We start from the raw sequence: 884 nt of genomic DNA on the forward strand, positions 1-884 counted from the left end.
CTCCACGCAATCTCACCCTGCTCGTCCGTCACCTCCTGCGGCGTGCCGATCTGGTCACACTGGTAATAGCCGATCCGCCCAAACGCCACCGGCCGGTTCGTGCGACTCCACAGCGGGTCCCGGTCGATGTCGTAATGTTCATCATAGTCCGGGCGTTCGTGCAGCGGAATCCATCCCGTATGGCTCGCCTGCACCATCGGCACGAAGCTGTTCGGCTCGTACACATAGTGCGTCGTGCGGCCATTGCCACCATGCTCGCCCTTGCCGCTCTCCCACGCCAGCGTATCGCCGTCCCAGCCATATAGCGTCAGGCCATAGCCGTATTCGGCATTGAGCCGCGCCGTCTCGATTGCATGGTAGTCGCTACCGTCGAGCGAACTGACCCGAACCCGCGCATTCGATTCCTTCGCCATCCGTCGGCCCAGCGCGTCGTACCAGTAACGCACGCTCACCTTGACGGTATCGAACCGAACGAGCCGATCGAAGCCGTTCCACTCGAACCATGCCTGATCTCCATTTTTCCGACGTTCGATCAGGTTGCCGTATTCGTCCCACCTATAGTGCGTGCCCGCGTACTCGCGCAGCAGGTTGTCCAGCACCGCCGGGCGCCCCTGGATTCGACTCGAATACCCCGGCGTGCCTCGCACAGGATCGGGCTCGAAGTGCCGCGTCTGCGCGTCGTCCAGCAGGTTGCTCGCCGGATCGAATGCGAAGGTCTCTTCACCCAGCAAGCCGGTGGCCGCCACGAGCCGACCCACCGGATCGTAGCGATAAGTCCGCATGCCGTTCTGCGTGTCCTCGATCCGCTCCAGCTGACCCGCGCGGTCGTAGGTGTAGCTGCGCTGCACGAGCCGCTTTCCGCCCGGCGTTTCGCTCCGGGTCAC

The 884-nt window shown here is 63.6% G+C and carries 1 protein-coding gene; it reads right to left on the reverse strand.

Features of this window, described 5'->3' with window-relative positions; translation table 11 throughout:
* Positions 1-848 (reverse strand): RHS domain-containing protein (locus G3N96_RS38825; protein WP_206140503.1); only part of this gene is annotated, 848 nt, incomplete at its 3' end.
* Positions 849-884: the final 36 nt, after the last annotated feature.

The organism is Burkholderia sp. Se-20373, assembly GCF_017104705.1.
Taxonomy (GTDB): Bacteria; Pseudomonadota; Gammaproteobacteria; order Burkholderiales; family Burkholderiaceae; genus Burkholderia.